The organism is Pseudoalteromonas rubra (genome assembly GCF_005886805.2).
GTDB classification, from domain to species: Bacteria; Pseudomonadota; Gammaproteobacteria; order Enterobacterales; family Alteromonadaceae; genus Pseudoalteromonas; species Pseudoalteromonas rubra_D.
The window spans coordinates 363,729-374,488 of sequence record NZ_CP045429.1; the positions used below are offsets into that span (position 1 = coordinate 363,729).

Genomic DNA, 10,760 nt, shown 5'->3' on the forward strand with positions numbered 1-10,760 from the left:
TGCTCCGATGATTTTATCAAATATCTCAGTGCCCCTGTTAGGATTAGTTGATACGGCGGTCATAGGTCACTTGAGCGAAGCTTATTATCTTGCCGGGATAGCCTTGGGATCCGGGAGCATTGCCTTGTTGTTCTGGCTCGCCAGTTTCCTGCGCATGAGCACCACCGGTGAAATCGCCCAGGCAAATGGTCAGCAAGACAGTGTTCGGGCGTTACAATCGCTGTCGGCCAGCATGAGTTTTGCGGTGTTGTTTGCTCTGTTACTGATAGTGTGCACACCCTGGTTGTTAGAGCTGATCGCAGTATTGTCCGGGGCTACGCCCGAGGTATTTGAACAAGCGAGTGTCTATTTTTCTATTCGTATCTTTAGCGCACCGGCGGCCATGCTGAATCTGGTGATGCTTGGATTTATGCTGGGGATGCAATACGGACGTGGGCCTTTTTATGTCGTGCTGTTTACTAATTGTGTCAACATAGTGCTTGATGTCTTGTTTGTGGTGGTGCTGGATTTCGCTGTTGCAGGCGCGGCCTGGGCATCGGTGATCGCCGATTATTCAGCACTGCTGTTGTCTTGCTATCTGCTGCGTGGCGTACTAAATCGCGCAGGTTGGCAGTGGCAGCTTAAAGTCCCCCACAAAGAAGAAATACAGCGATTATTACACCTTAATCGCGATATCTTTATTCGCTCACTCATGCTGCAGCTGTGTTTTAGCTTTATGACGTTTTATGGTGCGAGGCTGGGTGAGGACATTTTGGCAGCCAATGCGGTGCTATTGAACTTCCTGATGCTGGTGAGTTTTGCAATGGACGGCATTGCTTATGCGGTGGAAGCAAAAGTTGGGCAGGCCAAAGGGGCGCGTGATGTGTCGATGCTCAGGCGGTGGGTGCAAATAAGTTGTTTTTGGGCTGGGTGTTTTGCGCTTATTTATAGTGGGGTATTTGTTTTATTTGGCCAGGCAGTAATAGGGTTACTAACCGATATTCCAGCTGTGATAGACACCGCACTGGTGTATTTACCCTGGCTGGTGGTCCTGCCTTTGATTGCAACAAGCTGCTTTTTGTTTGATGGGGTATTCGTTGGCCTGACTCGGGCCAGGGAGATGCGCAACAGTATGTTGTTGTCTGCTCTGTTAGGGTTCTTTGTGCCTTTTTGGCTGGCGCAGCAGTGGGGGAACCATGGGTTATGGTTTGCCATGAGTTGCTTTATGGGTTTAAGAGGGCTGACGCTGGTCATTAAGTATCGACAGCTGAGTGTCAGGCAACAGCTGCTGGAATAAGGAATAGTATGGGATATTGTCACCGACGTGCGCGCCGTGTATGGCCTATTTTAAATCCTCAAAGGCTTTTTTGGCAGTCGCTTTGGCTGAGTCACGTGCTGACAGCACCTGAGAAAAACGGTTAGCGAAAATCCCCAGGTAACCATATCCTGCGACACCTAGCGCAATAGCAAGAATGATCAGGCCGGGCAGCTGAAGCCAGGCTTGATAGACATAGCCCAGTGCAATGAGCACCACACTGAGTGCAAACAGAGCGAGTCCGTAGAGAAAAAATCGCAAGCTTCGCTTAGGGTGAGACCCTAAGCGATAGATAATACGGCGCATACGCAATTAATAGTATGAGTGATCGCCTCGTGAGTGTTCCGTAATATCACGTACACCAGTGATTGCTTCGAACTTTGCGATCATTTCTTTCTCGATGCCCTCTTTCAGTGTGACATCAATCATAGAGCAGCCGTTACAGCCACCACCGAATTGTAATACTGCAACGCCTTCAGCTGTAATTTCTACCAGGCTGACCTGACCTCCATGGTTGGCCAGTTGCGGATTCACTTCAGTCACCAGCATGTGCTCAACTTGCTCTTCCAAAGAGGCATTCGAGCTGAGCTTTTTGGCTTTCGCATTTGGCGCCTTTAGGGTCAGCTGGCTGCCCATTTTGTCGGTGACAAAGTCAATTTCAGCCTCTTCCAGGAAAGGGGCACTTTCGGCGTCGACGACGGCATCAAAGCCATTAAAAGGAAGGCGAATATCGTTGTCTTCAACAGCATCGGCAGGGCAGTAAGATACACCGCACTCAGCTTGAGCAGTACCTGGGTTGACGACGAATACGCGAATGTTAGTGCCATCGGCTTGATCGGCCAATAGTTTGGCAAAATGTGACTGAGCTGTCTCTGAAATTGTGATCATAATCTACGCTATACTTGACTAAATTACTCGGTTAATCCCTATGATACTCCCCTCATCTTGTTGTAGCTAGTGTTGGGCGTAAAAATTTGCAGCAACTTAAGTCGCATTGATAGCGTACTGGCTGGTCAAAAATTGCCGGAATAAATGGAGTCTTTATGTATCGCCTGTTAGTTGTGCTGTGTTTGCTGAGTTTGCAGCTAAGTGCCAAGCCATTGAATTTTTATTTTGATGACACAAGCCAGTTTGATCCTGCAATTCCAAAACCGCATGAGGTGCTCGGTTACGAAGTGGGTGAGTGGCATGTTCGTCCAGAGCAATTGGTGCAGTACTTACATACACTGGCACAAGCCAGCCCCAGAGTTGAAATAACCACCATTGGCTACAGCCATGAACGCAGGCCGCTCATCCTGCTGACGATCACAGAGGCTGCGCGACTGAAGAATATCGAAGCTGCGAAGCGCGCGCACATCGCTGCACTTGCGCAGCCTAAGCAACGCACAGAGGCGCCAGCGGTTGCCTGGCTGGGTTACAGTGTACATGGTAATGAACCATCCGGGAGTAATACCGCCATGTTGGTGGCTTATTATCTGGCTGCTGCACAGGGCGAAAAGATCGAAGCTTTGTTGCGCGACACCGTGATCCTGCTCGATCCGTCTTTGAACCCTGATGGACTAGCGCGTTTTGCTAACTGGGCAAACAGCCATCGGGGCCAGGTATTATCAAGTGATCCCCAACACCGAGAACATGTTGAACGATGGCCTTCTGGCAGAACCAATCATTACTGGTTTGATTTAAACCGGGACTGGCTATTGTTACAGCATCCGGAATCTCGCGCCCGAATTGCGGCATTTCATGACTGGAAACCCAATGTGCTGGCCGATTTTCACGAGATGGGTCCTAATTCGAGCTATTTTTTCCAGCCAGGGATCCCGTCACGTACGCACCCTTTGACGCCCGAGCGCAACCAGAGTTTAACGGCGGCCATTGGCCAGTTTCATGCCGATGCGCTGGACCAGTCTGGCCAACTATATTTTACTCAGGAGAGTTTTGACGATTTTTACTATGGCAAAGGCTCAACGTACCCGGATATTAATGGCGCAGTGGGGATATTGTTCGAGCAGGCAAGCAGCCGTGGTCATGCACAAGAAACCATTAATGGCTTGTTAACCTTTCCACACACCATCAAAAATCAGCTCATTACTTCACTCTCTACGTTACGGGGCACAGCCGCTAACCGTCAGGCTTTACTCGACTATCAGCAGCACTTTTATCAAAGCGCGCAAAAAGAAGCCAAGCAGCAAGATTTTCTTGGGTATGTGGTATCAGCAGGACAGGACCCATATCGATTCAGCCAGTTTTCCGAGCTGCTTAGCCAGCATCAGGTACAAGTGCAGCAGCTGGAAAAGGCATTGAAAATTAAAGATCAACAATTTAAGGCCGGCGATCTGTATATTCCTCTGGCACAGCTGCAAGTCCGTTTGGTCAAGGCTATGTTCAGTGAACAAACCCAGTTTAAAGACAATACCTTTTATGATGTTTCAGGGTGGACGTTACCTTATGCCTATGATCTGGATTTTGCCAAGGTAACCAGTAGCTGGGGATTGAAAGTCACTGAATCAAAAGTACAAAACGATGGTATCGTCGCAGAGACGCCCCTGACAGAGGCATATGCCTACGCTTTCTCCTGGCAGCATTATCTGGCACCTAAGTTACTTAACCAGCTGCTGACAGAGGGCCTGGAGGCACGAGTGGCACTGCAACCCTTTACTGCTAAGCTGACTCAGAGCGAACAGCAGTTTGATGCTGGTACTGTAGTGATCCCGGCGGGGTTGCAAAATCAGGAGAACTGGCGGCGTATCCTGTCAGAGCAAGCCAGTGCGCTCGGTATTGAGGTCATGGCGATTCGCTCAGGCCTGACGCCGCAGGGCATTGATTTAGGCTCGCGACGGATGATGCCACTGCATAAACCCGAAGTGTTGTTGGTTGGTGGGCTAGGCACCAGTCAGTACGAAGTCGGTGAGCTTTGGTATCACCTTGACAGGCATGTCGGAATTGCCCCCAGTGTGATAGAAATAGACCGCCTTGGACGCGCAGACTTAAGTCGTTATAGCCATATTGTGCTGGCGGATGGCCGTTACTCAGCAATGAGCAAGAAAGCGCAGGCCGCGATTATCAGTTGGGTCCACAAAGGTGGGGTGATCTGGGGTCATAAGCGCGGCGCACAATGGTTGATTGAGCATCAGTTGCTGAATGCTGAGATCATCAGCAACAAAGATTTGCGAGCGTCTTTTGATACTCAGGGGATGCGTTTTAAAGACAAAGAGCAACTGGCCGCACAGCAAAGGATCGCAGGGGCTATTTTTGGCACGCAGCTGGATCTTTCACATCCACTGGCATTTGGATTTGAGAATAGTACCTTACCTGTTTTTAAAAACAGTGCCTGGGTGCTTCAGGCCAGTGAAGAACCGTTTTTGGATGTGGCCGTGTATCAGCAACAGCCTCTACTGGCAGGCTATGCTGATGAACGAAATGTATCGCAGATCGCGCAGTCGGCGGCATTGGTGGCTGATACTTATGGCCAGGGCGTGGCTGTCGCAATGACGGATAACCCGGTATTTCGCGGATTCTGGTATGGCAGCAGTCGGCTGTTTAGTAATGCGTTATTTTTCTCGCAGGCGATTCATTAATAAGGTGTGAGGCAAGTAGCACAAGCCCAGATCTGAGCGGCGCCAGCGCGTCGGCAGAGCTGGGCAGCGGCATTCATGGTGGCCCCTGTGGTGATCACATCATCAACCAGTAAAATTCGCTGACCTGCTAGGGTTCCCTCTAGTCTAAAAGCCTGAGTCTGGTTTTTTAAGCGGGCCCCACGCGTTAATGACTGTTGGCTACGTGTCATACGTTTCGATAAGACGGGCAGGGTGGTAAGCTGGGCTTCGAGCACGCGGCCCCAGGTTTGCATTACCTGATTAAAGCCGCGATTGATCAATCTGTGTCTGGGTAAGGGAATGAGAATAGCCGCATCCACATCGATTATTTGTTCGGCACAGTAGCGCTGCCATTGATGGCTAATGACCTGACGTAATAAGTAAGCAGCATGACTTCGATGACGTAGCTTGAGTTCACATAACCAGCGTTTTAGCATGCCCTTATACCAGCCACAGGCAATCAGGCCATCGCAGCAGGGCAAATTAAACTGCGTCTGAATATCTGCACGCAATAGTAGGTTGCCCTGGTCCGGGGAAAACAGTGGCAGTGCACTCAGACAGGGAGCACATATCCCTTGAGTGTCAACTGTGCTGTGGCAACAGGGGCAGTAGCAGGGAAACAGCGTGTGTGTGAGTGCGCGGGCTAATGACATTGCTTTCCATCCTTGAATCGCTATCATAGCCACAAGTTTGGTTGAGGAAGTGAATGAATGCAAAGCGAGATTGTCTTATTGCACGGTTGGGGTATGAATAAACAGGTATGGCAACTGAGCATTGAGCAGCTTCAGCAAGTACAGCCTTTACCCGTGCGGGCGATAAATTTAGCGGGGTTTGGCGGAGCGGCATTTCCTGAACACTGCAAATCTCTCGACGACCTTGCAGATGAGATTGCGACAGAGCTTGTCGATGATTCGGTGTTGATTGGCTGGTCGCTGGGCGGGCTAGTGGCGCTTAATCTGGCGCATCGATATCCCGCTAAGGTAGCCAAAGTGGTGATGGTCGCTTCCAATCCATGCTTTGTAGAGCAGCCAGACTGGCCGGGGATCAAGCCTAAAGTGCTGGCAGGGTTTAAGCAGGCGCTGGCCGACGATAGCGCTAAAACCATAGAACGTTTTTTGGCTATTCAGGCGATGGGTAGTGAGCATGCCCGTGATGATATTAAACAATTACGCCAGTTATTGGCGCAATTGCCAGCGCCACATCCAGAGGCATTAAGTTTGGGTCTTGATGCGTTGAACCGGTGTGACTACCGCGCTTATTTTCGTGAGCTTACGCAGCCAGTGTTTGGCCTCTTCGGCCGACTCGATGCGCTGGTGCCCGGTGATGTGATTGAACGTATGAGTGCGCTCAATCCACATTTCAAGGCGTTTGTTTTACCCAAAGCATCGCATGCCCCATTTATCTCGCATAAAGATGAGTTTGTTACTCATTTAAAATCAATTCTTTAGTTTCCCACAATGAAAAAAGCGGCAATTTTTTGCCGCCCAGACTTTATTTCGTTTATAAATTGAGCAATAATTAGGTTGAGATTTTCTAACTGTGGGGCGATATATGGCAGTCAGTGACATCCTAAATGCAGGTGTTCAGGGGTTTGAGCTTGCCCGCCAAAGTGCCGAGCAGGCAGCAGCCGACATCAACAAGGCGACACTGGACCAGCAAAACGAGCAACAGGTCGCACAGCAACGACAACTTCAGGGCGCATCCAGCAATGAAGGCGTGACTGCACCTGTGGGTCAACCACCAAGGTTGGACGAGGCGGTCGTAGACCTCAAAGTGGCAGAATTTAATGCCAAAGCAAATGCGCAGACGATCCGCACAGCTGACGAAGTCCTGGGTACCTTAATTGATATTAAAGCGTAATGAACATAGTAACGCCACCCCCGGCGATGAACTTAAACACGGCGAACGTCTATACTGAGACGGCGCAACGTGACAATCAGCTCCGCGAGGTTATTCCAAAGCCCGCGCCGGTCTCCCCTGCGTTTACTGAAAACAAACCCCTCTCAGACGGTGACAAACAAAAACCTTTGTCTGCGGATGATTCCGGCTTGTATGACAGCACTGGTCAGCTTAAAGATGGCAAAACCATTGAGGAGCGTGAGGAAGGCGGACAAAGCAGTCAGGGGGAACAACAGGATCAACAAGACTCGCAAGAACTGAGTGACCGCGAACAGGCAGAGCTGGAAGCTGAGCAGGCACAGATTCAGGAACTGAAAGACAGAGATCGCGAAGTACGTCTGCATGAAGAAGCGCACGCCAGAGTAGGGGGGCAGTACGCAGGATCACCAACTTACGATTATCAGCGGGGGCCGGACGGCAATAATTATGCGGTTGGTGGTCAGGTGATGATAGACGTGGCACCCACAGGGGATCCACGCGAAACCATAGATAAAATGCAAACAGTGCGTGCTGCCGCATTGGCACCGGCAGAACCGTCGGGTGCTGACAGAGCCATCGCAGCAGATGCGACAGCCAAAATAGCTCAGGCTCAGGCGGATCTTGCCAAGCAATCTATTAGTGGCGATGAAGATGAGGACGACAGCAGCAATCGTGTTGTGGGTTATCAAACCCGTCGTCTTAACGAAGATGAGATCAGTGAGCAACAACCTGAGTCTGCCCGGTTAGAAGAAGAAGTGGACCCATTTGCTGTGGCATTGCCTATCGAGCGGGATCCGGAAATTGCTTCACGCGCACTGAGAATTGAAGGATTTTATGGAGACGTAGCCAGGCCCAAAGGAGCGTCGCAGTTATCCGTGGTGATTTAACCTCTCGAATCGATAAAACTACTTTGTGTTAAACGACAGAGGCCCGCAATTGCGGGCCTCTGTCGTTGTGGTATCAGCCGTTACTTTTTCAGCTTTGCAAAGGCCTCTGCAAAGGCATTGCCCATAGCTGCGTTGCTGTTGTCACGTCGATTATCACGGCGAGGCTCTTTACGTTGTGCCGGTCGCTGAGACTTGCCGCCAGGTTTTTGCGAAGCAGGTTTACTCTGCTTCTGCCCGGTACTTGCTGGGATCTCATCGTTTAGTCGCATGGTAAAACTGATCCGTTTACGGGCAACGTCCACTTCGATGACTTTTACTTTAACAATGTCACCAGCCTTAACCACTTCACGTGGATCGGAAATGAACTTGTCCGTGAGTGCAGAAATATGCACCAGACCATCCTGATGTACGCCAACATCGACAAAGGCACCGAAGTTCGCAACGTTTGAGACGACACCCTCAAGGGTCATGCCGACTTTCAGGTCAGCAATGGTCTCGACGCCCGCTTTAAATTGGGCCGTTTTAAACTCGGGACGCGGGTCTCGGCCCGGTTTGTCCAGCTCACCCAGAATATCCGTGATGGTCGGTACGCCAAACTTATCGTCGACATACTCGGCAGGATCCAGTTTACTCAGCACATCGCTGTTGCCGATCAGTGCAGTGACATCAAGTGCCTTGCTGCCACAGATCTTTTTCACAACCGGGTAAGCTTCCGGGTGAACCGCTGAGGCATCCAGCGGATCGTCACCATTAGCAATACGCAAGAATCCAGCGGCCTGCTCAAAGGCCTTAGGGCCCAGGCGCTCAACTTGTTTTAGCTGTTTGCGGCTGCTGAATGAGCCATTGCTATCACGGAACTTAACGATGTTGGTGGCCAGGGTTTTATTTAGGCCAGACACGCGTGTCAATAAAGGTACAGACGCGGTGTTAACATCGACACCCACTGAGTTTACACAGTCTTCCACCACAGTCGTCAGTGTCTGACCCAGCTGGCTTTGTGACACATCGTGCTGATATTGGCCTACACCAATGGATTTCGGCTCGATTTTAACCAGCTCAGCCAGCGGATCTTGCAGTCGGCGGGCAATGGAGACGGCACCACGCAATGATACGTCGAGATCCGGGAACTCGTTGGCGGCAAACTCAGAAGCGGAGTAGACCGAGGCACCGGCTTCACTGACCATCACTTTGGTCAGTTTTAGCTCACTGGCTGCTTTGAGCAGTTCAGCTGCCAGTTTATCGGTTTCGCGAGACGCCGTACCATTACCGATCGCAATCAGTTCAACCTTGTGCTGACGACATTGCTGTTCCAGCGTGCGCAGTGACTTATCCCAATGATTTTGCGGTGCATGAGGGTAAATGGTGGTGGTTGCCAGTAACTTACCGGTCTTATCGACAATGGCGACCTTACAGCCAGTTCTCAATCCCGGGTCGATCCCCATGGTCACGCGTGGGCCTGCCGGGGCAGCCATCAGCAGATCTTTGAGGTTTTTGGCAAAGACATCTATGGCGCCTTGCTCGGCAAATTCTCGAGTAGCACCCAACATTTCGTTTTCAAGATGGGTGGCGAGTTTGATTTTCCACGCCCACTGTACCACGGTCATTAGCCAATTGCTGGCCGCTCGCCCCGAGACCTCCAGACCATAATGGTCTGCTATCATTTGCGCACAATACTGCTGTGGGTCTTCCGCTTGAGGCTCTGGGTTGATAGATAGCTGCAAAATGCCTTCATTGCGGGCTCTGAGCATTGCCAGGGCACGGTGAGAAGGGACGCTGGCGAGCTTTTCGTCGTGCTCAAAATAATCGCGGTACTTACTACCTGCATCTTCCTGCCCTGGCACAACACGGCTTTCTAGATAACCATGCTGTTTCAGCTGATTTCTGAATTTACTGAGGAGTTTGGCATCCTCGGCAAAGCGCTCCATCAGAATAAACTTGGCGCCATCCAGTGCGGCTTTGCTATCTGCAATGCCGTGATCGGCATTGATATAGGTTTCGGCAGCTTGTTCTGGTGTCTGATCTGGATCGCGGAACAGCAGGTCGGCCAGCGGCTCAAGCCCGGCTTCTATGGCTATTTGGCCTTTGGTGCGACGTTTGGGTTTGTAGGGGAGGTATAAATCTTCCAGTTCGGTTTTACTCTGCACCTGGTTTAGCTCTGAGGCTAATTGGTCAGTGAGCTTGCCCTGCTCATCAATGGTTTTGATGATAAAAGCCCGGCGTTCTTCCAGCTCCCGCAGATAACCGAGGCGTTGTTCGAGCAATCGTAGCTGAGTATCGTCCAGACCGCCTGTGACTTCTTTACGGTAACGGGCAATAAACGGAACAGTCGCACCTTCATCGAGGAGTGCGGTGGCAGCATCCACTTGCTGTTGTGATGCGTTTAGCTCAGCAGCTAAACGGGCTGAGATATTGCTCATGCAAAATCCTTATATAGTTCAATTGGCTAGGCCTCTTTCTCGGCCTGCGTTTGCGGTCATCATATCATATCTGAAACGGAAGTGTTCAGGCCGTGTAGTCGATCTTATTGACATACCAAAGCATTTCACCTTGCGGGGTTTTTACACTGTATTCTTCGTCGACGGCTTTCCCGAGTAACGCGCGCGCCATGGGGGAATCGATGGAGATATAATCATTCCGTTCATAGATTTCATCGGGCCCGACGATGCGAAAGCGTTTTACTTCGCCGTCATCATTTTCAATTTCGACCCAGGCACCAAAATAGACTTTGCCCTGCTGTTGTGGAGAATACTCAACAATTTTTAAGTCGGGCATGCGTTTACGCAAGTAGCGTACTCGGCGATCTATTTGTCGTAACAGGCGCTTGTTAAAAGTATAGTCGGCGTTTTCTGAGCGATCGCCCAAACTTGCTGCCCAGTTAACGATTTTGGTCACTTCCGGGCGTTTTTCAAACCACAGATGATCGTGTTCCTGCTGTAGCTTGCGATAGCCTTCAGGTGTAATTAGGTTGGTTTTCATTTTGTTGCTTACTTTGGCAGAACAACTACATGTGTCTAGTGTAATTCGGATCCGGTCCGATACCAATCTTACCTGCTTCACCTGGGGCCTGGTAAGGTAAAGCCACATCAGGCGACACTTGTAACGTTCGGT

General features: G+C 50.5%; 10 protein-coding genes. 5 read left to right on the forward strand and 5 right to left on the reverse strand.

Going from position 1 to position 10,760, the window contains the following annotated elements:
• The first annotated feature begins 7 nt into the window (after positions 1-7).
• Entirely contained in the window at positions 8-1,276 is a 1,269-nt protein-coding gene (locus CWC22_RS01605; RefSeq protein ID WP_230090643.1) for an MATE family efflux transporter, read from the forward strand.
• A gap of 45 nt (positions 1,277-1,321) precedes the next feature.
• Here CWC22_RS01605 and CWC22_RS01610 read toward each other — a convergent pair whose 3' ends face one another.
• Positions 1,322-1,600 (reverse strand): hypothetical protein, encoded by a 279-nt coding sequence (locus CWC22_RS01610; protein WP_138539552.1) that lies wholly within the window; start codon positions 1,598-1,600, stop codon positions 1,322-1,324.
• Between the two features lie 6 nt (positions 1,601-1,606).
• Positions 1,607-2,182, reverse strand: a complete 576-nt coding sequence (nfuA, locus tag CWC22_RS01615; RefSeq protein WP_138539551.1) for a Fe-S biogenesis protein NfuA — start codon at positions 2,180-2,182, stop codon at positions 1,607-1,609.
• 155 nt (positions 2,183-2,337) lie between these two features.
• Here nfuA and CWC22_RS01620 point away from each other — a divergent pair, with 155 nt between their 5' ends.
• The gene (locus tag CWC22_RS01620) at positions 2,338-4,869 is read left to right on the forward strand and encodes a M14 metallopeptidase family protein (RefSeq protein WP_138539550.1); all 2,532 of its coding nucleotides are present in this window, start codon (positions 2,338-2,340) and stop codon (positions 4,867-4,869) included.
• Here the strand turns inward: CWC22_RS01620 and CWC22_RS01625 are convergent.
• On the reverse strand, positions 4,866-5,540 hold the full coding sequence (locus tag CWC22_RS01625) for a ComF family protein (RefSeq protein WP_171045143.1): 675 nt from the start codon (positions 5,538-5,540) through the stop codon (positions 4,866-4,868). The two genes, CWC22_RS01620 and CWC22_RS01625, sit on opposite strands and share 4 nt — an antisense overlap.
• A 57-nt stretch (positions 5,541-5,597) precedes the next feature.
• Here CWC22_RS01625 and bioH point away from each other — a divergent pair, with 57 nt between their 5' ends.
• The 3 genes from bioH to CWC22_RS01640 all read left to right on the forward strand — a co-directional run bounded on the left by bioH (position 5,598) and on the right by CWC22_RS01640 (position 7,652).
• A complete protein-coding gene (gene bioH, locus CWC22_RS01630; protein WP_125564569.1) occupies positions 5,598-6,335 on the forward strand; it encodes a pimeloyl-ACP methyl ester esterase BioH in 738 nt (245 codons plus the stop codon).
• A gap of 103 nt (positions 6,336-6,438) precedes the next feature.
• Complete coding sequence (locus CWC22_RS01635) at positions 6,439-6,747, forward strand: hypothetical protein (RefSeq protein WP_138539548.1); 309 nt, start codon at positions 6,439-6,441, stop codon at positions 6,745-6,747.
• Positions 6,747-7,652, forward strand: a complete 906-nt coding sequence (locus tag CWC22_RS01640) for a putative metalloprotease CJM1_0395 family protein (RefSeq protein ID WP_125564567.1) — start codon at positions 6,747-6,749, stop codon at positions 7,650-7,652. Before CWC22_RS01635 ends, CWC22_RS01640 begins: the two co-directional genes overlap by 1 nt.
• An 80-nt stretch (positions 7,653-7,732) precedes the next feature.
• On the opposite strand, the gene CWC22_RS01645 is transcribed toward CWC22_RS01640, so the two are convergent.
• Positions 7,733-10,069 carry a Tex family protein gene (locus CWC22_RS01645; RefSeq protein WP_138539547.1) on the reverse strand — a complete coding sequence of 779 codons (2,337 nt, stop codon included), beginning with the start codon at positions 10,067-10,069 and terminating at the stop codon, positions 7,733-7,735.
• 85 nt (positions 10,070-10,154) lie between these two features.
• Positions 10,155-10,628 carry a transcription elongation factor GreB gene (gene greB / locus CWC22_RS01650; RefSeq protein WP_125564563.1) on the reverse strand — a complete coding sequence of 158 codons (474 nt, stop codon included), beginning with the start codon at positions 10,626-10,628 and terminating at the stop codon, positions 10,155-10,157.
• Positions 10,629-10,760: the final 132 nt, after the last annotated feature.